General features: G+C 56.8%; 20 protein-coding genes. 2 read left to right on the forward strand and 18 right to left on the reverse strand.

Annotated elements, in window-relative coordinates; translation table 11 throughout:
* Positions 1-86 precede the first annotated feature (86 nt).
* Positions 87-1208 carry a glycosyltransferase gene (locus tag OCT48_RS10155; RefSeq protein WP_263589057.1) on the forward strand — a complete coding sequence of 374 codons (1122 nt, stop codon included), beginning with the start codon at positions 87-89 and terminating at the stop codon, positions 1206-1208.
* 13 nt (positions 1209-1221) lie between these two features.
* Positions 1222-1923: a lipopolysaccharide kinase InaA family protein gene (locus OCT48_RS10160; RefSeq protein ID WP_263589058.1), complete on the forward strand. Its 702-nt coding sequence runs from the start codon at positions 1222-1224 to the stop codon at positions 1921-1923.
* 128 nt (positions 1924-2051) lie between these two features.
* Here OCT48_RS10160 and OCT48_RS10165 read toward each other — a convergent pair whose 3' ends face one another.
* From OCT48_RS10165 to wecC, 18 genes are all read right to left on the reverse strand, one after another.
* Positions 2052-2657 (reverse strand): serine acetyltransferase, encoded by a 606-nt coding sequence (locus tag OCT48_RS10165; RefSeq protein WP_263589059.1) that lies wholly within the window; start codon positions 2655-2657, stop codon positions 2052-2054.
* Between the two features lie 26 nt (positions 2658-2683).
* Positions 2684-3817: a glycosyltransferase gene (locus tag OCT48_RS10170; protein WP_263589060.1), complete on the reverse strand. Its 1134-nt coding sequence runs from the start codon at positions 3815-3817 to the stop codon at positions 2684-2686.
* Positions 3817-5103: an O-antigen ligase family protein gene (locus OCT48_RS10175; protein WP_263589061.1), complete on the reverse strand. Its 1287-nt coding sequence runs from the start codon at positions 5101-5103 to the stop codon at positions 3817-3819. Before OCT48_RS10175 ends, OCT48_RS10170 begins: the two co-directional genes overlap by 1 nt.
* A 183-nt stretch (positions 5104-5286) precedes the next feature.
* Entirely contained in the window at positions 5287-6561 is a 1275-nt protein-coding gene (locus OCT48_RS10180) for an exopolysaccharide biosynthesis polyprenyl glycosylphosphotransferase (protein WP_263589062.1), read from the reverse strand.
* Complete coding sequence (locus OCT48_RS10185) at positions 6551-7765, reverse strand: glycosyltransferase family 4 protein (RefSeq protein ID WP_263589063.1); 1215 nt, start codon at positions 7763-7765, stop codon at positions 6551-6553. Before OCT48_RS10185 ends, OCT48_RS10180 begins: the two co-directional genes overlap by 11 nt.
* Positions 7762-8955, reverse strand: a complete 1194-nt coding sequence (locus OCT48_RS10190) for a glycosyltransferase family 4 protein (RefSeq protein WP_263589064.1) — start codon at positions 8953-8955, stop codon at positions 7762-7764. Before OCT48_RS10190 ends, OCT48_RS10185 begins: the two co-directional genes overlap by 4 nt.
* 34 nt (positions 8956-8989) lie before the next feature.
* Positions 8990-10738 carry a hypothetical protein gene (locus tag OCT48_RS10195; protein WP_263589065.1) on the reverse strand — a complete coding sequence of 583 codons (1749 nt, stop codon included), beginning with the start codon at positions 10736-10738 and terminating at the stop codon, positions 8990-8992.
* On the reverse strand, positions 10738-12051 hold the full coding sequence (locus tag OCT48_RS10200) for a glycosyltransferase (RefSeq protein WP_263589066.1): 1314 nt from the start codon (positions 12049-12051) through the stop codon (positions 10738-10740). The genes OCT48_RS10195 and OCT48_RS10200 overlap by 1 nt, the downstream gene beginning before the upstream one ends.
* Positions 12048-13118 (reverse strand): glycosyltransferase family 4 protein, encoded by a 1071-nt coding sequence (locus OCT48_RS10205; protein WP_263589067.1) that lies wholly within the window; start codon positions 13116-13118, stop codon positions 12048-12050. The genes OCT48_RS10200 and OCT48_RS10205 overlap by 4 nt, the downstream gene beginning before the upstream one ends.
* A gap of 582 nt (positions 13119-13700) precedes the next feature.
* Positions 13701-14747, reverse strand: a complete 1047-nt coding sequence (gene pseI, locus OCT48_RS10210) for a pseudaminic acid synthase (protein ID WP_263589068.1) — start codon at positions 14745-14747, stop codon at positions 13701-13703.
* Positions 14734-15393, reverse strand: coding sequence for a formyltransferase family protein (locus OCT48_RS10215; protein WP_263589069.1), 660 nt, complete (start codon positions 15391-15393; stop codon positions 14734-14736). The genes pseI and OCT48_RS10215 overlap by 14 nt, the downstream gene beginning before the upstream one ends.
* A gap of 3 nt (positions 15394-15396) precedes the next feature.
* On the reverse strand, positions 15397-16536 hold the full coding sequence (gene pseG / locus OCT48_RS10220; protein ID WP_263589070.1) for a UDP-2,4-diacetamido-2,4,6-trideoxy-beta-L-altropyranose hydrolase: 1140 nt from the start codon (positions 16534-16536) through the stop codon (positions 15397-15399).
* Positions 16533-17261 (reverse strand): pseudaminic acid cytidylyltransferase, encoded by a 729-nt coding sequence (gene pseF / locus OCT48_RS10225; RefSeq protein ID WP_263589071.1) that lies wholly within the window; start codon positions 17259-17261, stop codon positions 16533-16535. Before pseF ends, pseG begins: the two co-directional genes overlap by 4 nt.
* Complete coding sequence (gene pseC / locus OCT48_RS10230) at positions 17258-18421, reverse strand: UDP-4-amino-4,6-dideoxy-N-acetyl-beta-L-altrosamine transaminase (protein WP_263589072.1); 1164 nt, start codon at positions 18419-18421, stop codon at positions 17258-17260. Before pseC ends, pseF begins: the two co-directional genes overlap by 4 nt.
* Complete coding sequence (pseB, locus tag OCT48_RS10235; protein WP_263589073.1) at positions 18421-19431, reverse strand: UDP-N-acetylglucosamine 4,6-dehydratase (inverting); 1011 nt, start codon at positions 19429-19431, stop codon at positions 18421-18423. Before pseB ends, pseC begins: the two co-directional genes overlap by 1 nt.
* On the reverse strand, positions 19424-20887 hold the full coding sequence (locus OCT48_RS10240; protein WP_263589074.1) for a hypothetical protein: 1464 nt from the start codon (positions 20885-20887) through the stop codon (positions 19424-19426). The genes pseB and OCT48_RS10240 overlap by 8 nt, the downstream gene beginning before the upstream one ends.
* A 54-nt stretch (positions 20888-20941) precedes the next feature.
* Complete coding sequence (locus OCT48_RS10245) at positions 20942-25396, reverse strand: FkbM family methyltransferase (RefSeq protein ID WP_263589075.1); 4455 nt, start codon at positions 25394-25396, stop codon at positions 20942-20944.
* A gap of 43 nt (positions 25397-25439) precedes the next feature.
* On the reverse strand, positions 25440-26720 hold the full coding sequence (wecC, locus tag OCT48_RS10250) for a UDP-N-acetyl-D-mannosamine dehydrogenase (protein WP_263589076.1): 1281 nt from the start codon (positions 26718-26720) through the stop codon (positions 25440-25442).
* Between the last annotated feature and the right edge of the window lie 10 nt (positions 26721-26730).

Genomic DNA, 26730 nt, shown 5'->3' on the forward strand with positions numbered 1-26730 from the left:
GTGCAGCGCCAAGCCGCTCACACCTACCCACACGGGAGCATGGTAGAATCCCGCCCATTGAACACTCCGGAAACGATCTTCGTCCCATGCCCACGTCCTCTTCCGCCTCGATGCCCGACATTACCGCCCAGGCCGATACCGCTCCCGCCAAGCGCTTCGCCTTCGTCATCGAGGATCTCTATGGCGGCGGCGCCCAGAAATCGCTGCTCTACACCGCCGACCAGCTGCGCCAGCGCGGCCACGCGGTGAAGGTCTTCACCCTGCGCGAGCGGATCGAGCATCGCTTGCCCGAGGGCCTGGACATCGAGGATCTCGCCGTCGTGACCCGCTTCACCAAGGCGACCAGCACGGTGCTGACCGAGAAGTGGCAGGCCTCGCGGATCGCCAGGGCGCTCGAGGCCTGGCAGCCGGACGTGGCGATCTCCTGCTCCTGCGACAAGATCACCCGCCACCTCGACCTGCCGAATCTCTACTTCTGGGTGAAGTCGGACGTCTCGGCCAAGTTCAGCGAGGCGAAGCAGCGCGAGCGCGCCTTCGACAAGGTCCGGCGTTTCTACCGTGGCCGCCGGGTCATCGCCGTCTCCCAGGGGGTGAAGGAGAATCTGGAGCGGGTGGTGGGGCTCCAGGCCGAGCGCATCGTGCCTATCTACAACCCCTACGAGCGTGAGCCCTTCGTGGCCATGGCCGACGAGCCGGCCCCACTGCCCGACGGCGAGTACTTCCTGTGCGTGGCGGCCATCGAACCCCGCAAGCGTCACGACCGGCTGCTGCGCGCCTATGCCGCGAGCGGGATCCGCACGCCGCTGGCCATCATGGGCAAGGGCAAGCCCGAGCACGAAGCCGAGGTCCGCGAGTTGATCACGACCTTGGGGCTCGAGGACCGCGTCCTGTGGCTGGGCTATCACCACAACCCCTACCCCTTCATCCGCCATGCCAAGGCCCTGGCGCTGACCTCGGATGCCGAAGGCCTGCCCCGGGTACTGATCGAGGCGTTACTGCTGCACACCCCGGTACTCAGCGTGGATTGCCCCAGTGGGCCGAAGGAGATCCTGACCCAGGAGCTCGCGGACTTCCTCGTGGCCCCGGAGAACGAAAAGGGCCTGGCCGATGCGATCGCGCGCATGGACCAGGCCCCCGTGACCATCGAGCCACGTCACTACCAGCAGTTCCTCAAGGATACCGTGCTACCGCAGTTCGAGGCACTCTAGAGCAAACAAGACCATGAAGCTGCTGGACCTCCCCTTCGACGATCGCCGCCGGCGCTACCTGGTGTTTCATCCCAGCGCCCTGCCGGGCGAGCTGCACCTGACCAGCACCACGACCACCGCCGCCTTCGAATCCGTGGCCAGTAGCCGCTTCTACCTGAGCGAGGATGGCCATATCCTCGCCAAGGTGGTGCCCGACAAGTTCCACAAGCGCCATCGTCCGCTGGGCTGGCTGTGGCGGGACTACCTCGAGAAACGCTGCCTGCTGCAATCGGATGCCCGCAAGGAGTTCCTCAGCCTGCGTCTCCTGCAGGGCGCGGGCCTGGCCACGCCCCACTGCCATGGCTGGGGCGTCTCGCTGAACCCCTGCAACCGCAATGCCTCGCTGCTGCTGCTCGAGCACGTGGCGGATGCCCGAATGGGCGGTGAGGTCTTCGATGCGCTTTCCGAGATCGAGCGTGAACGCTTCCTCGACCGCCTGTGCCGCGAGGTGGCCATGCTGGCCAGGGCCGGCTACGCCCATCGCGACCTGCACTACAACAACCTGCTGGTGAAGGCCGACGGCCAGCTGGTCTGGATCGACGCCCACGTGCGCCGGCTACCAACGAAAAGAGCCGACCAATGGCCGGCTCTCGAGCGTTCCTTGACGGTCAACAAGCTGCGTGGCGAACGCTACCGCGCCCAGGCGGCGTCGCGCCTGCAGTCGTTGATGAAGTAGCGAACCATACGGGGTTCGGGGTTCGGGGTTCGGGGTTCGGGGTTCGGGGTTCGGGGTTCGGGGTTCGGGGTTCGGGGTTCGGGGTTCGGGGTTCGGGGTTCGGGGTTCGGAGGTCGAGAGATACCACCCTATTCCGGCTTGTCGGAACCGGTCCGCTCATCGGGCCTCACCTCACGGATGACCCTGGCCGGCACGCCGCCGACCACCACATCGTCGCCGAAGACATCCGCCACCACCGCATTGGCGCCAACGATCACGCGATTCCCGACACGCCCCTGGCCGACGAACTTGGCGCCGGGAAAGATCGTGACGTCATCCCCGACCCGCGCCATGAACGGCTCGTGCTCCTGTGGCGCCGCCGCCAGGGTCACCTGTTGATAGAGCTGACAGCGCTCACCGATCCGGAGCCCCCTGCCGATCACGATGGAAGTGGGATGAGGCAGTCTCAGCCCCCTGCCGATGACCGTACGCGGCTCCACATGGATCCCGAAGCGGGTGGCCAGAGTGGCGAGCTGCAGCCTGACCAGGGTGTTGCGTCCGTAATGCTCCAACATCTGCACCAGGCGCAGGCGCAGCACGGCCTGGCGCTCCGGCCTGATGGACCACAAGCACTTGAAGAGCCGAAGCCAGGGCAGATGCCCCTTGCCCCCCAGCACCTCGCGGATGCCGTAGTCGACGAACCGCTGCCAGTCCATCTCGAAGCCACGCTCCGAGCTCACAGCGCCATCACTCATGCGTATGCCGGCCTCGCCCTCACGGCTCACAGGAAGGCCTCGGCGACGTTTTCCGGGCGGAAGTCATCCAGCCAGCGCTCGCGGATCTCGGGCTTCTCCGCCTCGATGGCGTGACGCATGCCCTCCGCCAGGGCCTCGACGTCATGCGGCACGATGGAAGCCTCCAGTTCCCCCTTCAAGATTTCCCGAATCCCGCCGGGGCAATCCACGCTCAAGACCGGCGTGCCACAGGCCAGGGCCTCGAACAGCACGATCCCCATGCCCTCGAAACGCGAACTGAGCACGAACAGCCGGGCATGGTGCATCCACGGATAGGGGTTGTCGCGCTGGCCGGCGAAGATCACCCGATCGGCGATGTCCAGTTCACTGGCCAGGGCCTGCAAGCGCTGCCGCTCCTGGCCATCGCCCACCAGCACCAGGGGGAGCGACACGCCGGACTTCGCATAGGCGCGTAGCAGCAGCGCCTGGTCCTTGGCCGGCACCAGGCGCGCCACGTTGACGATATAGGGCCCGCTGGGCAGGTCGGGCTCGTGCTGTGTCATCTGCTGGCGAATGGCACCAACGGGGCACGGGTTGGGGATCACCCTTAGCGAGGCAGGCGTGAATCTCCAGCGGGTCATCCCCTCGCGCACGCTCTCCGCCACCCCCCGGGAGACGGTGACGAGATGGCGACGATGGTACAGGCAGCGAGCGAAGACCCGGCGCGCCCAGCCAGCATTGCGGACATGCAGGATGTTCTCGAGCACATAACGGGCCCGCTCGTCGCGGAAGGTCCAGACCAGCTCGAAGGTCCCGATACCGCGGAAGACGATGCGATCCACGCGCCCATGGCGGCGTTCGAAGGCCCACAGCCAGGCGCGAAAGACGATGCCGCCCATCAGCCCCCGCCCGAGAAACAGCGACCGCTTGACCAGCGGGTTCAGGAAGAAGCGCGCCAGTTGCTCGAACAGCAGGCCAAGCACGGTAGCCCGGCTCCACCAGCGCAACGGCAAGTGATGGAGCCTGACATCGGCATGTTTCGGCTCCAGCGGGCAGCTCGTGGAGCGCAGGCTGAGAAGGTGACTCTCGTGCCCGGCCTCCGCGAAGGCATCGGCGAGATTGACCGCCACACGCTCCATGCCCCCCATCTTCAGGGAGCGAACCACGACCAGGGTGCGCATCAGGTGGCCTTGCTACGAAGGGCGGGAAACACGCGACTTCCCGTCGTGACCTGCCAACGCCAGATATGCGTGACCAAACCACCCGCCACCAGGTTCTGGACGAAGACCCCGGTCCAGAAGCTGCCATAGGACTCGAACTGGTTGACGATGGCATAGAACACGAAGAAGCCCGCCGCGAACAGCGCCATGTCGCCAGGCATCACGCCGGCGCGCCAGGCCTGCCAGGTGCCCAGGCCGATCCAGGCGATCAACGCCAGCACCACCGACAGCCCCAGCAGGCCATAACCGACCAGGATCTCGAGGAAGGTGTTATGCAGGTGCCCATAGAGCTCCTGGGTCTTTGCCGGCAACCACTCGGTATGCTCGATGACCAGGCTGCGTCCCTCTTCTCCCCAGCCGATCAGGGGGCGCTCGGCAATCCAGTCCAGCGAGGCCCGCCAGGTCAGCAGTCGATTACCGATGCTGCTGTAGGGAAGCGATTTCCAGTCATTCTCCATGGCCTGGGCAATGATGCGATTCTCGTTGGCCAGCCGCTCGACCACCGGTTCATGGAAGGCCACGGCCCCGACCAGTATCACCAGGGACACCGCAGCGAGCCCCCACCCGGCCTTGCGTGACGGTCGGCGCCCGCCCCACCAGGCCAGCACCGCCAGCATCGGCAACACCAGCAGGCCCGCGAGCCACACGGCCCGGGTCTGGGTGATCCCGATACCGACCAGGCACACCGCCAGGGCCAGGGTCCACAGCACGCGACGCCCCCAGGCCAGGGCGCCGCTGCCCCGCCAGCAACGCCCCGCGAAACACACCAGACCGAGCAGGCCGCTCCCGAACAGCATGGCATCGTGCTGGGAGTTACGAATGGTGAACTCGGCCCGCGCTCCGCCTAGCCCCAGCCGCCACTGCTCCAGGCTACCCTCGGGCAAGAACACCACCACCATCAGCCCCAGCAGCGCGAGGCCCCAGGCGACCAGGGTGGCGCGGGTGCTGCCCCCCAGCCACCAGGCCAGGCCAATGAACAGGAACCACTTGGCGAGTCGATCGAGCTGGGGGGTGTCGGTCATCCATTCGGGATGATGGAGATAACCGCCTACCCAGGAAATCAGCTGCACCACCACTACCGCCCACAGCAGCCACAGCGCACCACCATTGCGAAGGCCATGCCCCCAGCGGAGAACGGCAAAGAGCCCCAGTACGGCCATCAGGGTGCCGGCCGGCTCACCGACCTGGGGCGCCCATAACCGCAGACCGGCATAGAGCAGCACGCAACCCAGGCCCAGCCAACACAACCAAAGGGGAGAAGTCCAGGCGGGGGGCGGTCCGCCCGGCTCGAGAAGGGAATTGGGGTGCCTCACTGCCGCGTCACTCTTTGCATTTCCAAGGGAGCGCGAATGGTAGCAGACTCCCCGCCCCCAACACGACGTTGCCGCGCAAGGCGCGGCAACGTCGGGTGGCATCGGCAGGGTGAGGGCTCAGCGCGCCCCGAACCCCGTGAAGAGAATCCTGGAGGTCTTCAAGGCAATCAGCACATCCAGCCACAGCGAGTAATTCTTGATGTAGTAGAAGTCATACTGCAGCTTCTTGGTCATGCCATCCACCTCGGCGGCGTAGCCCTGCTCCACCTGGGCCCAGCCGGTGATCCCCGGGCGGACCACGTGTCGGTAACTGAAGAAGGGCACAGCCTGCTCGTACCACTCGGAGAGCGATACCGACTCGGGCCGTGGGCCGATGAAACTCATCTCGCCCTTCAGGATGTTGAACAACTGTGGCAGTTCATCGAGGCGATACTTGCGGATCACCCGCCCCACCCGGGTGATCCGCGGGTCGTCCTCGGAGATCGTGAAGTCCTCGCCGCTCATGTCATGGTGCATGCTGCGGAACTTGTACATGAGGAAGGGCTGCGCCTTGTAACCCATGCGGGGTTGCAGGAACAGCACCGGCCCCCGGCTATCCAGCTTGATGGCCAGGGCGACACACAGCATCACCGGCAACAGCAGCGGCAGCAACAGCACGGCGGCGACGCTGTCGACCACCCGCTTGAAACCGACATAGACGAGCGGCGGCAACAGGCTGCCGAACTCGTTCTCGGACAGGCGATCGATCTGCACCCGTCCGGAGATCGACTCCGACACCTGGCGGCTATGGTAGACGGGGATATGGCAGAGCGTGCAACGGGCCAGGAAGGTCTCCCACTCGGGCGGCAGGTCCTCGGCGTGGAGGTCTGCCACCACACCATCCACCCGTATGCCGTCCAGGTCGGGGCCTTCCAGCAGGCGCAGATCCGCCTGGCGGGTGCCCATCAGGCGATAGACATCGCCGAAGGGCACCACAGCCAGCTTGAGCCTGCGGAAACGTCGACCGATGAAGAAGCCCAGGTAGAACCACATCAGGCTGACCAGGTAGCCACCGAACAGCACCTGACGGGTATAGCCTTCCCGGGCGAAGAACAGCACGGCCACCGCGATCAGGAAGGCGATGGTGATGGTCGGCAGGATGTTGGCGGCCAGCTGTGCCCCGGGGAAGCGCGCCATGCGCCGCAGCGTCAGCGCCGATGCGAGAAACGCCAGCCCGATGGCGAACATGGTGTTGTAGCGTACGTCCGGCAGGTAATCCCAGAACCCCCAGCCCCAGCGCTCGAGTGCCGGGAGCCCGACGGCCAGCGGGATCCCCACCACCACATGGACCGACAACCCCAGCAGCAACACCTCGTACCACCGCGAATGGCGGCGCTGATACTCACGCTTCATCCATCACCAGTGCCATGATCTCGTCGGCCATCTCATCAATTATCCTGTCTCTGCGCCACCTGGCCACGAACGTGGGCCGCGGGCGTGAGGATACCTCAAGTCGCCCCAGGGCCGCGACGGCCTCATCGACATCACACGGTGAAAAACACGCTGCGTTATCAATCTCTTGCTCGACGAAGCGCGCCGCGAACCCCGACACACCCGCCCAGACGGGGCGGCCGGTTGCCGCATACTCGAACAGCTTCGAGGGCAGCACGCTCTCCAGCGACGGCAAGCGATTCAGGTGGAGGAAGAGCACGTCGGCCTGGCGATAGGCGTCCAGCAGGCCAACTCGCGACACCGGTGCCAGCACCCGAACGTTGTCGACGTCTCGCTCGGCCAACGCGCGGCGGAGCGGCTCGCGCCCGGCGCCTGCGCCGATCACCCGAAACGCGACGCGCCCCTGGAGCCGCTGGGCGAGTGCCGGAAGGATATGCTCCATGCCCTGCCCGGCCCCCAGATTACCGGCATAGAGCACCTGCAGCGGCCGATCGCATCTCCCTGACGCCTCCTCCTGCTGGAACACACCGGATTCGAGCGCCGCGACGAAGGGAGTATCGATCCCATTGGTATGCCAGGAGAAGCGTTGCCCCGGATAGCGCGACCGGAAGTAGGGCTCGAAACCGCGCGACACCAGGTTGATGCGATCCGCCCTGGCCAGCGCCCATCGCTCCAGCCCCCCGAACACCGGCGCGAGCAGGTGACCTGTCCCATGGGGCAACACCGAGGGCAGGTTATCGACGAAGTTGTCGCGAATGTCCTGATACAGCCGCGCCCCGCAGCGCCTCGCCACCCAGCGGCCCAGCACCGCGGTCATCAACCGCGACGAGGTGGCAATCACCAGATCGAAGTGCCGATCACGCGTCAATTGCCGGACCCGAGCGGCATAGGAGGCAAAGGCCCGTGCCTGCGAGGCCATGCCGCGCCCGCCGCCCGACACCTCGACCCGAGTGATCGTCACGTTCCCCTCGGACCATACGTCATCATCCGCGCGCCACCGCCCTTCCCTCCCGAAGCGATTGGGCTGCGTCGTGATCACCTCCAGCTCGCTGCCCGATGGCAGCCGGCGGGCCAGGGCATGGACCAGCGCCTCGCAGCGAAAGGCGCCGGCGCTGATATCGGGGGGATAGTAGAAGCCGAGCAGCAGTATCCGCACCGCCGTCATCGCTGTGCCACCCCGGCGCGCGACGCGGGTAGTACCCGGGCATAGAGATCGATCAGCCTCTGTTCCTGGGCCTCCCAGTTGAGTGACTGAGCGGCTGTTGACGCTTGATCGCGGTAATGGGCGCGCCGCTCGGGATCCCCGACCAGGCAGTGGATGGCCTCGGCCAAGGCTGCCGTATCACCTGGCGGCACCAGTAGCCCGAGGTCATGCTGCCGCACCACCCTGCTGATCTCGGGCAGTTGGCTCGCCACCACCGGGAGTCCCGCGATCACGTACTCGAAGAGCTTGTTGGAGTCGGTGGTGAAATGGTTCAGGCAGGTATTCTCGATGGGCTGGACACCGATATCGGCCGAGGCCGTATAGGATGGCAGCTCGCTAAGCGCCACGGTAGCAATGAAGCGGACACGCTCGGCCAGGCCCAGCCGCTCGGTGAGCTCGTGCAGCTCGCGCTCCTGGCGCCCCCCACCGATGAACACGAAATAGGCGTTCGGCACACTGGCAGCCGCCTCCACCAACCGCGGCAGCCCCCGGCCCGGCTGCAAGCCCCCCTGATACAAGACGATCGGCCACGGCTGGGTTAACCCCAGCTCCTCACGAATCCGGTTGGAACCCGACGCCGTGACCAGCCGTGGGCGGTTCTGCAGCACCAGCGGACGCGGAATACCGTAAGCCCGCGCGAAGAACTTGGCTCGGGCATCGGTGGTGGTGATGGTCCCCGCGGCCCCGGGCATGAGCGTCTTTTCGATCCGCCCCACCAGCCCCCGGAATGCCTTGTAGCCTTCCCGGTCGGTGCTGATCTCGTGAGCGTCGTATACCAGCGGCACCCGGGCCAGTACAGATGCCAACCAGGCAGTTGGCAACATATTCACGTCGTGAGCATGGATGACATGAGGGCGAGAGCGCAGCACTGCCCATGCCATGGCGATAAGTGTCGTCAACCTTGAAGCACCGAGCAGCAGAGCAGCCAAGTGCGAGCGGCTTGCTGTGGGTTGGCTACCATGGTTCGCTTGCTGTTTTCCCTGCTTGGAACCGTAACGGCGGACCTCAATGCCACTGCCGACGATCTCAGAAGACCGGGTGACACCGGGCAACGCTAGAGCGTGTACAACAACCTGGTAGCCTGCACGAACCAGAGTTTCGGCCTCATTCCTGACGCGAGCATCGTTCAGAAAAGTGTTCCATACCAACATACTGACACGTTGCCGAGCAGCCACGCCTGTCATCTTAAACCCACCCTCCATACATGGCTCCCTGCCTGTGCTCTGGTTCGTTTATCGTCTCTAGCCGCTCCAAGATGGGCGGCAGCAGCTCAAGCGCTTGCACATAGCGTTGCTTGTTACATTCACGCTCCAAGGCAAAAGTTAACGATGCCAGCTGAGCATGCGCAGGAGCCACCTTCGCTAGACTTGAGCGTAAATTGGCGGCATCTAGCAGTGCTTCGGGAAGACACTCTAAAAGTTCAGGGCGCTCCGGCCAACCAGCGCCCAAGGGCTCCAATGACCACCGTCCCCAGCTAAGCATCAAGGGGCGAGTCCCACGAGCAGGTACCCAGATAGTGTCTTGGTTGAGTTCAGGATTGAACAGTACGACAGGCAGGGACTGGAGAACTGAATAAAGCCTAGGCAGGTGATCAAGCAGCGACTCCAAGTCGCGCTGCTGTTTACTGCTGCTGACGGCAATACTCAGCCTTTCCAGAACACTGGCATCAAGCCGCTGCCATAGCATAGGGCGGGAGCGCTGATAGCGATGCAGGATACCCGGTGAAGGGCTGATGGCCATCATCTCTGTACGCATCTTCTCAACAAGAGATTTCACCTCTCGAGGTTCTGGCGCTCCTCCCTCCGGCAGTTCATAAACCAGGCAGTGAAACTTCTGGACTTGTGTTGTCCCCACCCAAGCGGGTGCTGGCAAGTCTTTCAACGACTCCCCCATCAATGTAGCTTCATGCAACGCAAGGGAGCTACGGTTCGCATCAAACAGCTTAACAAGGTACCGCTTTCCTCCGTACTGAACATCCAGCCCAGCTACATTGGGTACGCCAGACTGGCGCCAATAACATACTGGTGGCTCACTTGCAGTTGCGACTAACTCGTCCAACACTAGCCTCACCCATTCAAGTCGTGCATGAGGCTGTAAAAGAGGCCATAAGGTCTTTTCTGGCCTAGCGTTCTGAGGAAGCAACACCTTGCCATGAAAAAAAAGCGCATCAAGCTTGGCCCGCTGACGTCGCAGCGAAGAAAGGTCCCCAATCATCCCCGTGGCACGATTCATCAGCTGCCTGCTCAATAGCAGAGAAACGATGGCAATGATGACACCTGGCGGATTCCAGAAGATAAAGTCCGCCACGAGGTAGCCGAACGCCACAAAGAAGCCGACCCCACCAACCAGGTTCAGTGTGGGCACCAACCGCAACTCCAGCCGCTCACGGAAGGCAGGGCTGATGGCATGTATCCCCCCAAGCACCAATAGGACAATAGCTGCGTAACCAGCCATCACCAGTGCCATGTAGGGATAGAACCAGGCAAGGCCCAGCATGGCCAAAGCGATGAACACGCCACTTGCCAAGGCACGCGAATAGCGATGGTATGAGCTGGCCGCCAATTCATCCTGGTTCTCGAACAGCACCATCTTGTGACTCTTGGCAAGTAGTCGCTGGGCCGATTTTCCAGTTGTCCAGGCAATCAGGCGTTCAACTGCAAGGTAAAGCAAGAAAAAGCCAACGGTGGATAGGCTCAGCAGCACGACCAATACATCATGATCCAACTTGGCGAAAGATGCAGGAAAGTACCGTGGTACGCTCTCGGAGCCCAGGAGAATGACCACCTTCAATGGAAGAAACGAAGCCAGAAGCGTGGCAATCTGCGATACCAGAGTCAACAGCACGATCAACAAGGTAGGTAGAGGCACCACGCGAAAGAACTTGGCGCCTAACGAACCGTTCCAACGCAAGCTGGAAATAACCGTGGACAGCATTATGGCTTGCCCTCTATTAACTCGATTAGTTGGTCGGCTCTGACTTCCCAGGTATTTCGGGAAAGGAATTCATCCATGCGGCTCTTGTCAGGCACTTGCTCACTTGCTTTTCTTAACGCTGCACAGAACTCATCAACCGTTTTCACCGTTGTCGTATACGGATAACTATCAATCTGTGGCATTATAAATGATACAACTGGAAGCCCAAACGCCAGGTACTCGTATATCTTGATCGGATCCACACCATCCGCCAAAGGGCCCATCTTGAAGGGGATAATAGCCGAACTCCAACGGCTGGCATACTGGTACAACTGATGCCAAGGTTTGGGACCGAGCAGTTTTACATTGTCCGGCAGCGCCAAGTCATGGGGGGCAGAGTGACCAATGATCTCAAATCGGTAGGTGGAACAACGCCGCGCTATTTCACTAAACGCCTCCCAATCAAACCAGGCGCCAGCCAAGTGGCCAAAATAACCCACGATTTTTGGGTCGCGTACCGGCCTGTGCTGATAGTCCATGGGCAGGAAATCCGTCTCTACCGCATTCGGCATCAGCTCCACTCGACTACCAGGAGCCAAGTTGGACATTTTTTCAACCAAAGGGCGGGAAACGCAAACCGTTACGTCGGTATTCCTCACCAATTTTCGCTCAACTTCCGAATTAAACCAACGAGCCATTCCGACCTTGCTAAACTCTTCCCAGTCGTCCCGGCAATCGTAAAGTATCGTCCAGCCATTTTGACGAAACTTCGCAATACTGTCCTCAATCCCAGGATAGGGGTAAGAGACAATATAGAGCTTCCCAATATCGCCCAAGTCTTCGGATGCAATATTATCGAGCAATTGCAGTGTAATATCCACTGGGGACTGAACCAACCCCTCCACGGAGTAGTTCGGCAGCGCTTCGGTATAACGGGAGCGATGATAGCTGAAGATGACCGACGCACCTTGACGCAACAGGGCCTGCGTTTGTCGGATCGGACGGTTGCCACGCGTCCCCTGGATATAGGTTGTCCCGGAAAACAGAAACACCAACGGATCTGGATTGCGATCCGATCGCAACCGATTGGAAAGCTGCCGCCATTGTTTGGAAACCGTCTCGTATTGAGTGCTTCCAGGTCCCGGAGGGCGCTTCTGCTTCCGGACGTCACGACCTAAGCGCATGAGATCAATGGGTAGCCGGAACAGGAGCCTTGGAGAGCGGCACGCGGAAACCAGCATCCTGCCCAGCCGGTAACTGCTACTGTTCAGAATCTGGCGATGCTGCTCCTCCAACTCGCTCAATTCCTGTTGAAGTTCTTCCCGGTTTTTCATTCCGATTGGTGCTCTCCAAGCATGCTCAAAAACGATTCAACAAACGCGTCAGAACCATAGCGGTCACCAAGCCGCTTGTATACCTGTCCAACCAAGTCTTCCCGCCCGGATAGCACTCCTACCTCATGCGCGGCGCATGCAACCTGTTCGGGATCCCATATATCGATCAGATGAACCAGTGGTGAAGGAGGGAACACTTCCCGAAATACGGGCAGATCATTAGCGATCAACGGACAACCACATAGCAGGCTTTCCGCCGCGGCCATTCCAAACGATTCGTCCCGCGACGTTACCAGCATGGCACCACCACTCACGGCACACCGCTTATACAAGCCGGCTAAAGTTGTGTTTTCAACGCGATCCAGCCAGCTGACGGAATCAGAGACCCCCAGCCTGAATGCCAAATCAAAGAACTCCTCGGCGCGTTTTGGCGGAGCGGTATACCCACCTACGACATGCAGCCGAATGTTACCTAACAAATCCTTCAACATACCCGCATAGACCAGCGCCAATCGCCAGTTTTTGTGGTCATCCAGCTTCCCAACCCACACAAACTCACGTGCAGCTGGCCTCCCCCCCAATTGATTTCCTTCAACATCAGGATGGAAAACTTCTGTATTGAGGATATTAGGCACAACCTGAATATCCGCTGGTTCTCCCAAACGTTCACGCACGAGCCGGGCTGAGTAACTTGTCGGCACCATGACGCCCGCCAAATATTTGGCATCTAGATCAAGCAGATAGCTCAGCCCGGCGTCCGTGGTGGTGTGCACATCCAGATAGACGGGATTCTTGCGGAACAGCGGACCAGATGCCGCTGCCAGAAGTTCGGGAGAATCGATAACCACGACTGCATCAAACCTACCCCGACGGACAAGTTTCTGAAACGACAGCTGAGAACCAAACATAACCTGGCTCTGGTTATTCAATACCTGTCCCAATCCGTTGTCTTGGCTAAAGAAAAGACAAGCCTCATGCCCTGTGGTTTCCAGGGCGCGCTGCCTCAGTAGCAACTGGGTGGATACACCCCCAATAATACCGTAGCGGTAGGCATAAAGAACCTTCATGATGGAACACCAACTCGACATTCGTCGGCGTGGGATGAGAGATAGCAAACCTGGGGTGACTCATCGCTGTTACCGGTTACTTCTGGCCACCAGATAATACGCCAACCATCTAAACGAAGCCGCTGCACACGGCGGGTTACAGCTTGGTCTACGAACCTGAGAACAAGCGTGCCGGCAGGTCGACCACTATCGAGAAGCGCCATGAGAGCTGCGGGATCATCTGTACATACCGTGCGTTCCCCCTTGCAAGGGTCAGGCACATGGGTGCCGAAAATTACGGTATCCGCTAATCGTCCCATCTGACCAACAGCGGCATTAGGAGCGGGGGCAGGCCCTCGGCCATTGCCGTTGCGCCTCGTCAAACGGATGCACATCAACAACATACGAGCCATAATGACCAATGTCCGGTGACTGGGTGGCCAAGCTTCCAGAACCCAACCGCCCACTCGGTAGCGCAGGCTGTTACGGATCGCGCCGATTTCAGCCTCCCGAGAATTAAGTTCTTCCTTCAGAACACCAATTAAGTAATATTTACAATCTCTATGGACCACAATCTAAAATCCTATTTCCATGGAGAGAAAGTCAGTCAAAGTGGCTCAATTTAACTGGCGTATACGCAGAAACGTCTGTGGCCAATGTTTTATTTACAACCGAATCTAAATATTTCGGGGGCAAACCATACCCGGGCCTAACACTTCTTATACTATCAGGAGTTATTATGTCGCCCGCCTTCATATCTTTTACAAAATAAAGAGACCGACGAAATTTCACATTTCCCTGCTCACTGGATTTCATACCATAGTTTATATTTCCTAACGCCTCCCATGCGGTTTTGCTATCCCGGCACAGAGCTGCGAGGTCTACGGGTTCTAGAGAGAAGCTGTCGTCTGGGCCACCGCCGTTGCGATCAAGGGTGAAGTGTTTTTCGATGATTGATGCACCCAGCACAACACTAGCAATGGCGGTGGTATTGTCCAGGGTGTGATCGGACAAGCCGGTTACCAGTCCAAAGCGCTCGATCATGTCACTGATGGTGCGCAGATTGTAATCCTCTGCCGGTGCCGGATAACCACTCACGCAGTGAAGAATCGCCAGCTCCTTGCAGCCTGCGCCGCGGGCGGCGTCGATGGCTTCCCGAATCTCCTCGGCATTGGCCATGCCGGTGGAGATGATCATCGGTTTACCGGTCTTGGCCACGTATTCGATCAGCGGTAGGTCAACCGCCTCGAAGGAGGCAATCTTGTAAGCCGGGGCACCGAGCCCTTCAAGAAGATCCACCGCGGTCGTATCGAACGGCGAGCTGAAGATCGTGATACCAAGCTTGCGGGCGTACTCGAAAAGTGGCTGGTGCCACTCCCAAGGCGTATGCGCCCACTCATAGAGCTCATAAAGCGTATGCCCTTTCCACAAACCTTCGGTTATTTGGAAGTCGGGAAGATCGCTATCGAGGGTAATAGTGCTTGGGCGGTAAGTCTGCAGCTTGATAGCATCTGCCCCCGCCTTCTTGGCTTCCTCGATGATCCGCATTGCTGTGTTGATGCTGCCATTGTGGTTTGCCGAAAGCTCTGCGATCACATATGGCGCGTGACTTGCGTCAATTGTGCGGCCATCGATACTAATCGTCTTCATCGAAAGATACCTTTTTGATTTCAATAGCATAGGTATGGCCATGCAACTTGAAGTAGGCTGGATAGCGGTGCGGGTCCATAACGCGTATAGTATTAAACAATGTGATCAAAGCTTGAGAAGGATCTATTTTACTATCTACGGGCGAGCGCTTCGGGTAATACGTCGGCGTGACATCCGTGGACTGCGGCACCGGCTCAGCACCACTTTCTACCAGCATCAGCGCTTCATCCATCAGGGCCAGTTCTGTTTCAAATAAACGCTCATGAATCTCATCATATAGCGCATGGTCTGGCACTGAAAAGCTACGCTTCGACCAGATGGCGCCTGTATCAACGCTATCTGCCGCTTCCAGCATGCTTACTGTGATGCTTTTCGCCCCCTCAAGTAGTGCCCAGATATGCGGGCTCCAACCACGTCCTTTTGGCAAATCGCTGGCATGTAGGACCAGAGTATGGCGGTATTTCGCTCGCGTCTTAGCGTCTATAACTTGGTTGCAAGAAACAAGAAAGAGCACATCACCACCAGGCAACTCCTGGCGATTCCGGCAAAGCACAATATCGTGTTGTTTTTGATTTTTTTCCCGCCACCGCAAAAGCCAGGCATTCACGGGATGATCAGAGCTTGTGCAAAGGAGCGTAATCCTCATCTTTTACCCTTCCATCATCTCATCAACCAGCATTACCACCCCTGTCCCGCTAGTCACATCGGCCGCACTGCTTGCCATCCCTTGCAGGCGCGAGGGGTGTAACAACACTTCCGACACGCATTCTTTCAGCTGGCTTATCCAAGCATGTGCACTGATATCACCTAGATATAACGCAGCATGAGTATCATGCAGGCTCTCGGCAATGGTCCGTTGGTTTTCCGCCAGCACCAGCATTAGCGTGGGCAAGCCCAGACAGCAGCGCTCCCAGGAGGTGCTACCGGCTGCCCCGATAGCGAGGTCCGCCTCGGCCATACGACGGGCCATATCCGGAACGTTGACCACCACATCGGTTCGCCATGGCAGTTCGGCGGTCTTGGCTTTAACTTCGTCCAGCCACGGAGCCGTGGCTCCCATGACAACAGTGATTTCGCAGTCATCCGGAAGATCGCAAGCCCTCAGAGCTTCCAGCACCTTGCCGGTGGCATTGTCTTTGTCGACGCCTCCCAGGCTGATCAGCAAGCGTTTAAGCTGGGGATGATGACGCCGACGGGTCAGGCTATACTCACGCCGTTGGGCGAACTCGGGTCGCAGCAGGGCGAATCGAGGGCCGACCAGTATCCGGCACTCTACCGACACTAGGTGAGCGTAGTCCTCGTCACTGTGCCCCAGGTTCTGATCAAGCAGCAGATCTGCGCGATGGGGCCGGTCAGCCAGGTCATCGATCACCAGCAGACGCGTTCGCGGAGTCAGCACAGCCTCCTCCCATCTCGCATCCAGCGCATAGTGGTCCACTACCAGCCAGTCCGGCTGCAGCTGGTCCAGCAATGCCCAGCAGGTTGCCACATCGTCCTGCCAAGTGGCACCAAGCCAGTGAGCATGCACAGGCAGAGTCTCACCGTTCGCGGCCCCGGTACTATCCTGGTCGAGCGCCGGCAGCCGGTGTGCTGTAAAACCGCGCTCTTCGATCATGTCGACCAGGTGGCCTGAGTGCTCACGGCACAGAAAGTGACACTCGACTCCTTGCTCCTTCAGCGCCTCGGCCAGGGTCAGGCAGCGCATGACGTGGCCAGCTCCGATCTGCAGGGAGGCGTCGGTGCGAAAGACGACCATCCTGACCTTGTCTGCATGCGCCACTTGGATCATGCCTGTGCCCTTTGCCGCCCCGCTTGCCAGGCATTGAATAGCCACTCGGCCCGCTGCCAGTCTTCCAGTGTATCAATATCCTGAACGCGATGGCGCGGCAAGATCACCGGCACGGCCCGTTCGGTAAAGATGGGGATGCCGGCACACCACGCCTCGGCAAGGCCCCAGTAGAACTGGCCGGCGTCATGCCAGGCTTCTTCCAAGTCCTGGGAGCGGGTGGTGAAATGCTCAGGCTGGAACATCGCCACGCGCCCTTCGGCGGTGAGGCGTAGGGCCCGTTGGATGGGGAAACCGTAGCTTGTCACCGAAAAGGCGTAGTAGATATCATTACTTCGCAATGCCGAAAGGCCGACTCTGATATCTTCGGGCTGCACGAAGGGAGCCGTGGCGTAGAGGCAGCATACCGCCTGCGGAGTAGCACCATGCTCACGCAACCAGCGAATGGCCTGAGCGATGACGGGAATGGTGCCAGTGTGATCATCGGCCAGCTCAGCCGGGCGGCGAAACGGCGCCTCGGCGCCATGGGCCTCGGCTACGGCGGCGATCTCGTCGTCGTCGGTGGAGACAATCACTCGGTCGAAACAACCGCTGGCCAGCGCGGCCTCTATCGACCAGGCAATAATTGGTTTGCCGGCGAACTCGCGGATATTCTTGCGCGGAATGCGCTTGCTGCCACCACGGGCAGGAATCACGGCGAAGCAGCCAGTAGCAATGGTAGCACTCATGACAGCTCCAGTGCCGCCTTCAGGGCGGCTACCACTTGGTCCTGTTGATCCTCGCTCATCGTGGGATAGAGCGGCAAGCTGATGGCCTCGGCGTAGTAACGTTCAGCTTCAGGGAAGTCCCCCGGTTGGAAGCCTAACTGCTTGTAGTAAGGCTGGGTATGCACGGGAATATAGTGCAGGTTGACGCCGATGCCATACGCGCGCAAGGCTTCAAACACTTGGCAATGACTGAGGGAAATCGCATCAAGCGTGAGACGAATCACATAGAGGTGGCGCCCGGAATAGCTGTTCGAATGCTGCCAAGGCGTGGTCACAGGAAACTCGGCAAGCAGGACATCGTAGCGCTCGGCCAAGGCGTTCCGACGGGACACATAGTCGTCCAAACGCTCGAGCTGGGAGACGCCCAGTGCGGCTTGCAGCTCGGTCATTCTGTAGTTGAAGCCGAGCTCGATCTGCTGATAGTACCAGGGTCCGTCGGCTTCATGGGTCATCAACTCTGGATCGCGGGTGACGCCGTGGCTACGCAGCAGGTTCATGCGGCTGGCCAAGGCACCGTCATTGGTCAACACCATGCCGCCCTCGGCGGTGGTGATGATCTTCACCGGATGAAAGCTGAATACGGTGATATCGCTGTAGTGGCCACTGCCGATGTAATTGCCTCGGTACTTTCCACCGATTGCATGAGAGGCATCTTCGATGATACGAAAGCCATACCGCTGTGACAGGGCATGAATCACCGCCATGTCGCAGGGCTGGCCGCACAGGTGGACCGCCACGACCACCTTGGGCAACCGCCCTTCTTGCTCGGCCTGCTCCAGCTTGGCTTCAAGTGCCTTGGGGCAGAGGTTATAGGTGCGCGGGTCGATATCAACGAAGTCCACGCTCGCGCCACAATAGAGGCCGCAGTTGGCCGAAGCGACGAAGGTGATGGGCGTTGTCCATAGCCAGTCGCACTCGCCCAGGCCCAGCGCCAGGCAGGCAATATGCAGCGCCGAGGTGGCGCTGTTGGCCGCCAGTGCGTGACGGGCGCCAACCTTGTCGGCCACGGCCTGCTCGAAGCGCGGCACCATCGGCCCTTGGGTGAGGAAGTCCGAGTGCAGCACCTCCAGCACTGCATCGATATCTGCCAGCTGGATATCCTGACGACCGTAAGGAATCATCAAATGGCTCCAATCTTTTCCCAGTTGGCATCGATCCACGACTTGAGCTCGTCGTCACTCATCCACTCAGCGTTGTTATCGCTGGCGTAGACGAAGCCCTCCGGCACCTTCTTGCCCTCCTTGATGCGGTTGGCGTCTTGATCCCAGCTGTTAATTGCCGGCAGGATCTTAAAGTGCTCAAGATACTCGTAGGTGTAGTAGGCATCCTCTGCGCCGATCATCTGTTCGTGCAGCTTCTCACCAGGCCGAATGCCGACTACCTCCTGCTTCGCCGCCGGGGCGACGACCCGTGCCAATTCGGTGACCTTCATGGAAGGGATCTTCTTGACATAAATCTCGCCGCCTTCCATGTCCTCGAAGGCGTGCCACACCAGTTCTACGCCCTGCTCCAGCGAGATCATGAAGCGGGTCATACGCTCGTCGGTTATCGGCAGCACGCCCTTGTCCTTGATCGACATGAAGAATGGAATCACCGAACCCCGCGAGCCCATGACGTTACCGTAACGCACCACAGCGAAGCGGGTATTGTGGCCGCCAGCGTAGGAGTTACCGGCCACGAACAGCTTGTCGGAGGTCAGCTTGGTCGCGCCATACAGATTGATCGGGCTGCTGGCCTTGTCGGTAGAAAGCGCCACCACCTTCTTCACCCCCTTATCGATACAGGCATCGATCAAGTTCATGGCGCCAATCACATTGGTCTTGACGCACTCGAAGGGGTTATACTCCGCGGTGGGCACAATTTTAGTGGCCGCTGCATGTACCACGTAGTCTACGCCATCCAGAGCTCGATAAACCCGATCACGGTCACGCACATCACCTATAAAGAAGCGCACGCGTGGATCGCCTTCAAATTTCTTAGCCATCTCCCATTGCTTCATCTCATCACGGGAGAAAATGATTACACGCTTGGGGTTATAGCGTTCAAGCAGCATTGGAATGAAGGTATGACCGAAGGAGCCTGTGCCGCCCGTAACAAGTACAGAAGATTTTGAGTTAATAGTGTTAATCATTAATCACCCTTGTCATCATATCACTAACGATATCTAGCATATCATCAGGATTTATCGAATAGTTATAAAAGCCACTATTTTTTTCAATAGCTTTATTACCATACTTAGCCAAATCTCTTTTATTGACATTTAACAACCCTTCGTTTATCAAATTGACAGGAAAAAGTAATGAGTTATCCTCCCAGTAATTCAATTTGTTTTCTTTTAAAGAGCGCTCATTACCATGAAGAACTCCAGGCACCCTAGCTATATTGGAGATCCAATTAGATGGAGTACCTGCCAGTGTCACATAAAAGCTTGACATGCTTGCATATGCAATTTTCTTTAGGGCTGAACAATTAATAAGCGAAGTATAACAACACTCATGCAAATTACATTTATCTACAACATAATCAAGAATTTCTAGATGAGCTTGTATGTGCTCAATTGCATCTTCGCTTTCAAAACATGACTGCCCAGTATAGCCATCAAATACTAAATATGCATTTTTATATTTCTTTAAAATGAAATCCACTAGAATAGAGAGCCCTTCCTTTTCTTCCAGCCAAGATCTTCTTTCTCCGCCAGTAATACCTAGCCAAAAAACTTTCCTACCTTTGAGAGGTGATACTGATGATAGATAGTTTCTCCGAGCACAGTTGATCAACCAAGGTCGATAACTACCATGATCACTAGTGGGCATTAATCTGTGATGATTCCTGATAAGAACATAATCACCGTTCAGCCTATCAACTTCTCTATTGAGATCAAGAACACCTATACTTCCAGGAATCATGTCCGGTTCAAAATAGCTAGCTACAGATGAAAAACCAGCTTGAATCTTTTCCCCCAACTTTATTCTTAGCGAATAATAACCACTCAGCTCATCAAAGAACACATGAGCAGGTCTTGAATCCTTAATACAAACCAATAACTTTTTTTCTACATTGTTTTTTTCAGAATATTCTGGCGGACTTTTAAGCATCCTATGCAGAAGTAACCGAGACGAACTTAGAACATCAAATCTCAAAGAGTTTATCTTGAATACAGAATACGTATCAAGATCAATTATAACATCAATAGGGGACACAAAACTACCAAATGCATATAGCCTCCCATTCACAAACAAAAGATTATATGGCGTGTTCGGGTAATAACTCCTTACCATACTTATCTTATGCTTATCATATTGCTGATTTAATAATATAGATGCCTTATCCTCATCAGATAGTTCGAGAAAAGTAATAACCTCTTTCAGATGAGACGGAACCCCATCTAATCGCCCCCCCGGAACATAATCAATGGGCTTTATTTCAATTTCATCAATTAAGGAATGAATAGCATCACTAGAAACGTCCGAGCATTCATGATTTTTTAATCCATAAATCTTTATAATATATTCTTTTATGCTTAAAAATAACAAATGTTTTTTTAATTTATTAACTCTGTAAAAACTTGATTTAAGAAAATAAAGCATACCCTTCTCCCAGTAAAACTGCCATAATAAATCGCACAGATAAAAAATAAGTATTTATATCCAAGCATCAAAAGTGAATACAGACAACTCTCTTTTAATTATACTATTCAGGCTACGCTTATCCCTAATTAACTTCTGAGCTTTATATGACATAGAAGAAAAATCTTTGGGGCTGTGGTAAAGCCTGTCAATCCCATTCACCAACTTATCAATCGACTCTGAATTGTCTAATATAGCGACGTCGTCATCAACAAACTCCTTAACAGCAGCAACAGAGCTTGTTATTGGCACCAGACCAGATGACATAGCCTCATCTCGCGACACCCCCTGGCTGTCCCAGCGGGTGGGACACATGAATATACCATACTCTTTATGTAAACTTGAAATTTCTTGCTGAGAAACGAACCGCTTCTCAAGCACAACATTGTTAAATCTTTTTAAAGGCTCAACAACTTCATCAAACAGCGGCCCATCTCCAACAATTTTAAATTCCAACTCTTTGAAATATGGCAACTTGCTAAGTTTAACTATTATGGCCACAGTTAAGTCATTGGCATATTGCCTAGATGCAAAAGGCCGAATGGAAAGAATCTTTTTCCGCTGTTCTACGTCTTTTTCTACATAATTGAAAAGCTCAGTATTTATAGGATTATTTATAACTTCGCACTGGAGCTCTGGCAAGCGAAACCCTAGATCTTCCATCACCTCTTCAGAAAAATGATTAGAAACAAATACAAGTTTCAAATTCTCATCCATTGGATTAAGAATTCTTCGCCAAAATGAGATACGCCTTTCGCTTTCTTCCTTTGCTTTTTTCTCTTGCGCAGGTGTTTCTATATTGTACTTTCTTCTATACCACGGGTGTATCTCCGCCCCATGGACCCATATAGTGACCTTGATGTCAACAATATAATCTTGAAGCACTTCCCACATCTGTTCATCTAAAAAATGAACAAGAACGTGCCGGTAATTTCCACTGCCCAGTAAGCGGTGGAGAGCTTCCTGAGATCCAGTTATGGAATCAATATTTTGAAATTCCTGCCAATAGGTTGGCTCTTGGGGGCGGAAACGAAAGACGTCAACATTCACGCCATGTTGCTTATAGCCTTTCACACGACTGTGAACGAACCCATTACGGTACAGGTCTTCGTAGCTAGGATAATTGTTGGTAAGCAGGAGAACGTCTGATTTTCCAAAAATCCTCCCCGGCTCGAGGTGTTTATGCCCAAAAACCAATCGCCGGACCGTAGTGGACCCCGCCGCATACACCCGCAACCCAAGTCTCAGAGAGGTGGCATTTTCAGGGATACTGATTACTGCATTTCTATTGGCAGGTTCAATAGCATTTTCAATTCTTTTACCGGAAAAATCAAAAAATAATACCACCAGGCTCAGGTTCAACCCCGGCTCTATTTCCAGGTGGATAGGAAGACCTTGCTGCCGAATACCCTCGATGTCCGTAGACAGTTTCTCTATGGGAATGTTCTCCGGGCAGTAGAGGTATTCATGCTGCCCATCGGGCATTCTGGAGGATAGTGTCAGGCATACGCCATCAATCTCGGCTTCGATAGCCGGATTTTTGGAAACCTGAATGGCAGCGGACGTTTTGGAATCGGTGTGTTGGTCAAGGTGATCCGCGTATGAAGACTTCCTGGTAATCATGCGGCCCAATAATGCACCGGACAATGCATGACTCCCGTTCTCAACATCCTTCTTCGGCTCAGAAGACTCAGCGGCTTTGTTCAGTTCCTCAAGTGCCAATCCATGGTCCAGGCAAAAATCATCCACCTGCTGGGCGATTCGGTCAGCAATTGGCCCATTGGGCACATTGGAACAATAATTGAAGCGATCGATCGCAAACTGCTCGTTCAGTTTATATTGCCAATGTTCCAGCCCATTTAGCCATGCAGCCGCATCGATTTCGCTTGCGGCCGGAGTCTGAATTGCAGAGCAACGAGCAAGCAACGTCTCCGCTGGTCTGTACTCGGTGCCCTGATGAGCAAGGTGGCAGGCATCATCGCTCCATGTGTACGAGGCCCGCTTACCAAGAACCTGCACTTCGCGGTATCGCGTTGTCAGCGCGATATCCAAAAGGTAGTTGGGGCCGTAATAATCCTGGGTAGAGATCCCTGCAATCCAGTCACAATCCTTCGCCAATGCCGACAAGATGGCACCTTGCAACTGGTCGGATGCCAGCCAGGTCACCTGGGAGCCTTCCTCCTGCTTCACCGGAGCCAGCTGTTCGTCCGTTAACCCTGGCGCATGAACAATCGTCAGGCTAACACCCACGCCCTTCTGGCGCTTCCATTGCTCCAGCAGCCAGCTCACATCCTGCTCTGAGTTCGCCAACCCGACCATGCGGAAGGTAGGTAGCGGCGTCTTGCGTTCTAACTGAGTAATTCTGGAAAGGGCATAGGCCAATCGATCTTCGTAGGTATGCTCACTCAACACTTTCCGTAAGGCTGCAAGCCGGACACGGTCGGTTTTACCGTCTGCTTCCAGTGATTCCAGTTCGCTGACCAACTGCTTGCCGTTGTCGCTGGAGAGCACGAGATCCCCAAACATCAGTCGCAGCCCCCGGGAATAGTTGCTGACCGTCAACGTGTTGGAAGCCAGCAGTTCGTAAACCCTGCGCGCGAACATCGTCTGGGACTGCTTTATGGAATTCAGGTTAATGGCATAACGATACCCTTTATACGCCTTATCAATTTCGGAAAACGGCAAAGTTCCCACTATGTGTGGCCAAAATGCCTCTGGAAATTTATAGTTGGGATCGTCTTTGCCATGGTTTCTGTCATAGATCTCCAAGGGGCGGTATTTCGGGAAGGTACGGACAAAATCCTCTAGGTCCCTCGTGCGCTCCGGGTACCGAGCGTAGTAAGCGCCAGCGAAACAAAAGGCATCCTTTCGCACATACTTTTCAAACGGATTGTGCTCGCGAGGCTGACATGCAAAGGGCAGAAAATAAATTTCACCGTGGCCCAAGGCCGCTTTGTAACGGGGTACGCAGTCAATATCCGTTGTAAATACGTAGTCAAAAAGGCGAGCGGTATTCAAAAATGTCTCGAAGTGAACAGGGTCTTCCTTGTTCCAGAACATGGTCGGAATGTGCCGTTCTCGGCACCATCGCAGGATTTCCTGAAGTTCCTGGCTGGTGTGCCCCACTTTGCTCCCCCAGAGCTGGTCCTTGCCGCGCCAGGCGGATTCAATGAATAGCAACTCAGGCTGGCACTCTTCCAGTTCCGCCTGCCAGTTTATGGGGGTCAGTTGCGTTAGCTGGCATTCGGGAGCATAGGATGACCATGTAAAGTCATCCATGACACAGGCCACCCTAAGCTCCTTGCCGGATTTACTCTTCAGAGGTTCAATGTTCAGCTCGTCAAGGTTGCGTGGGGGGACAATTGACTGGTTAACCACCAAACCCGGGGCACGCAACAGCCTTCGCTTTAACAAGGCCCGGAGGTAAAGTGGTGAGCGAAGCAAATGGACGCCGAGGCACAGAACAAGATACCGCAAACCACCCGGCGTACGAACACGACGCTTTAGTCGAGAAAGGTGCTTTCTCAGCACGTACGTTGGCGACTGCTGAGCCACCGCCAGTTGATTCCTCAGCTGGTTGGCCTGCTCACGCAATTCACGCTCGCGCTCAACCGCACTGGCCAATTCTTCTTTTAGATTGCCTATGCGCTGGTTGGCTTCCCTATACTTCAGGTTCACTGAATTCAGTCGCTCATTAGTTTCGCGAATACTGCTGTCTCTGTCGTATAGGTCTCCACGCAACTCTATAAGGGTTTGTTCTGGAAAATCCGGGCCAGCAAGCTGAGCTTGGTGAATAAAAAGGTGGGTAGGCGTCGCGTTATAGGATTGCCGGTAGCTATACCCGTGCGCCGCCAACCATTGAGCAATCGAATAAAAGTCTGATTGTTTCTGGCACTCAATGTAGAGTAATGGACTATCCCGGGCGATCAGGTCTTTTGCTCCTTCCAGGACATCCAGCTCCATCCCCTCCACATCGACCTTGATAGCCGTTACCGGCTCATCAAATTCAAGGTCATCCAGCCTGATCACATCTATGGCGGCACCGTCACTACTGTCAAGCGACAGTGACTGGCCGCCCAGATTCGTTTCATCTTCATGGGCAAATCTTGCCTTTCCCGTAGCAGAGCCCACCCCAACGCTATGGACCCAAACGGAGGCTGACAGCCCATTCGCTTCAATGCTTTGTTGCAATGCCCGGCAAAGCAAAGCGTTCGGTTCAAATGAATGAACCCTGCATCCCGTAACCGCAGCCAGATACAGAGTGTGGTTTCCGATATTCGCACCAACATCCAGAACAAGGTCGCCGTGCTCAAGTCGTTCGGACATGCTTCTCAGCATTGCTAGTTCGTACGGCTCGCAGGAACTGGCAATTTTACCCTGGATGTAATCGGTTTTCCAATTTGGCAGGGCGATCACATAGTCGACCCTGTCAACGGAGAGAGATTTCATGTCTGAAGTATCGGCGATCATATTGACCCAGTCTGAAAGGCTGTCTATTAGTGTAAGATGTCGATTAGGCGCCCCACACACCGCGACAATCAACGGTTAAATGGCCAACCACGGCATCCCGACCGATCTGAGCAAACGGTTTGTGGTCCACCAGCATGACCAAAATATCGGCTTGCTCCAACGCTCTTGAGGAATCTACAAGCTCAGCCCCTTTTAACGTAAGTTTTGGCAGCGACTTTATATTCGGTTCCACAACCAGCGTGCCACCAACGTGCTGCCCCAAGATAACCTCTGCCACACGCAACGCCGGGCTCTCCCTCAAATCATCGATATCCGGCTTGAAGGCGAGCCCGAAACAGGCGATGGTCACGTCCCTGGCGGTCTTGTCAGGATTGGCGCTCAGGTACTTGCCTACCGCCTCGTTGACCTTGTCGATCACCCACTGCGGCTTGCCATCGTTCACTTCCCGCGCGGTGCGAATCAGCCGTGCCTCGTCCGGCGTCTCGCTGACGATGAACCAGGGATCCACGGCGATGCAGTGGCCGCCCACCCCGGGGCCGGGCTGCAGGATGTTGACGCGCGGGTGCCGGTTGGCCAGGCGGATCAGCTCCCAGACGCTGATATCCAGCTTGTCGCAGATGATCGAGAGCTCATTGGCGAAGGCGATGTTCACGTCACGGAAGCTGTTCTCGGTGAGCTTGGCCATCTCGGCGGTGCGTGCCGTGGTGGTGATGCACTCCCCTTCCACGAAGATCTGGTACAGCGCCGTCGCGGCGGCGGAGCACCTGGCGGTCATGCCGCCGATCACCCGGTCGTTCTCCACCAGCTCACGCACCACATGGCCGGGCAGGACCCGCTCGGGGCAGTGGGCGATCCGGATATCGGACTCTTCACCGTGGGTCTGGGGGAAGGTGAGATCGGGGCGCGCCTCGGCCAGCCAGGCCTCCATCTGCTCGGTGGCCCCCACCGGCGAGGTGGATTCCAGGATCACCAGATCGCCCGCCTTCAGTACCGGGGCGAGCGACTGGCTCGCGGCCTTGATGTAGGTGAGATCCGGCACATGGTGGTTGCCGTTCTCGGCCTTGAACGGCGTGGGCACGGCAATCAGGAAGGCGTCCGCCGGCTCGGGGCTGGTGGCCGCGCGAAGATACCCCTCCTTCACCGCGGCATGCACCACGATATCCAGCTCCGGCTCGACGATATGGATGTCACCGTTATTGATGGTGTCTACCGCATGCTGATTCACATCCACGCCGATGACGTTCTTGCGGCGAGATGCAATGACGGCCGCCGTGGGCAGGCCGATGTATCCGAGACCGATGACGGAGATGGTGTCGTAGTTCATGAAGCGATCC

It is taken from the genome of Halomonas sp. M4R1S46 (assembly GCF_025725685.1).
GTDB lineage: Bacteria > Pseudomonadota > Gammaproteobacteria > Pseudomonadales > Halomonadaceae > Halomonas.

Bases quoted from the DNA above. Each gene is read 5' to 3' on its own strand.
- pseI (WP_263589068.1), bottom strand. From the start codon at position 14,747: ATGAAGACGATTAGTATCGATGGCCGCACAATTGACGCAAGTCACGCG.
- OCT48_RS10165 (WP_263589059.1), bottom strand. From the start codon at position 2,657: ATGAGTGATGGCGCTGTGAGCTCGGAGCGTGGCTTCGAGATGGACTGG.
- pseC (WP_263589072.1), bottom strand. From the start codon at position 18,421: ATGATTCCTTACGGTCGTCAGGATATCCAGCTGGCAGATATCGATGCA.
- OCT48_RS10195 (WP_263589065.1), bottom strand. From the start codon at position 10,738: ATGCTGTCCACGGTTATTTCCAGCTTGCGTTGGAACGGTTCGTTAGGC.
- OCT48_RS10170 (WP_263589060.1), bottom strand. From the start codon at position 3,817: ATGCGCACCCTGGTCGTGGTTCGCTCCCTGAAGATGGGGGGCATGGAG.
- OCT48_RS10200 (WP_263589066.1), bottom strand. From the start codon at position 12,051: ATGAAAAACCGGGAAGAACTTCAACAGGAATTGAGCGAGTTGGAGGAG.
- OCT48_RS10205 (WP_263589067.1), bottom strand. From the start codon at position 13,118: ATGAAGGTTCTTTATGCCTACCGCTACGGTATTATTGGGGGTGTATCC.
- wecC (WP_263589076.1), bottom strand. From the start codon at position 26,720: ATGAACTACGACACCATCTCCGTCATCGGTCTCGGATACATCGGCCTG.
- OCT48_RS10190 (WP_263589064.1), bottom strand. From the start codon at position 8,955: ATGTTGGTATGGAACACTTTTCTGAACGATGCTCGCGTCAGGAATGAG.
- OCT48_RS10160 (WP_263589058.1), top strand. From the start codon at position 1,222: ATGAAGCTGCTGGACCTCCCCTTCGACGATCGCCGCCGGCGCTACCTG.
- OCT48_RS10185 (WP_263589063.1), bottom strand. From the start codon at position 7,765: ATGACGGCGGTGCGGATACTGCTGCTCGGCTTCTACTATCCCCCCGAT.
- pseF (WP_263589071.1), bottom strand. From the start codon at position 17,261: ATGAGTGCTACCATTGCTACTGGCTGCTTCGCCGTGATTCCTGCCCGT.
- OCT48_RS10240 (WP_263589074.1), bottom strand. From the start codon at position 20,887: ATGCTTTATTTTCTTAAATCAAGTTTTTACAGAGTTAATAAATTAAAA.
- pseG (WP_263589070.1), bottom strand. From the start codon at position 16,536: ATGATCCAAGTGGCGCATGCAGACAAGGTCAGGATGGTCGTCTTTCGC.
- OCT48_RS10155 (WP_263589057.1), top strand. From the start codon at position 87: ATGCCCACGTCCTCTTCCGCCTCGATGCCCGACATTACCGCCCAGGCC.
- pseB (WP_263589073.1), bottom strand. From the start codon at position 19,431: ATGATTAACACTATTAACTCAAAATCTTCTGTACTTGTTACGGGCGGC.
- OCT48_RS10245 (WP_263589075.1), bottom strand. From the start codon at position 25,396: ATGATCGCCGATACTTCAGACATGAAATCTCTCTCCGTTGACAGGGTC.
- OCT48_RS10215 (WP_263589069.1), bottom strand. From the start codon at position 15,393: ATGAGGATTACGCTCCTTTGCACAAGCTCTGATCATCCCGTGAATGCC.
- OCT48_RS10180 (WP_263589062.1), bottom strand. From the start codon at position 6,561: ATGAAGCGTGAGTATCAGCGCCGCCATTCGCGGTGGTACGAGGTGTTG.